This window comes from Microbacterium sp. H6 (assembly GCF_003314775.1).
GTDB classification, from domain to species: domain Bacteria; phylum Actinomycetota; class Actinomycetes; order Actinomycetales; family Microbacteriaceae; genus Microbacterium; species Microbacterium oxydans.
This window is the reverse complement of sequence record NZ_QOAY01000115.1, coordinates 1-215: the sequence shown is the minus strand read 5'-3', so window position 1 is coordinate 215 and position 215 is coordinate 1.

Below are 215 nucleotides of genomic sequence, written 5' to 3'. Positions count from 1 at the left end.
GACGCCCGCCAGTCGACCGCGCTGCTCAGCGACGCGCGCCGGTGCATGGCCCTGTTCGGCTACCCGGCCGTGTCCGCCGAGACGCTGATCGGGATGCAGGCCGACTGGATCGAGAAGAGCCTGCCGATGATCGCCAAGCCGACCAAGTGGGCCGTGCGGGACGGGAAGTTCTGATGGCCGGTTCTGCCGAACGCACCGCGACCGTGCCGTCGCTG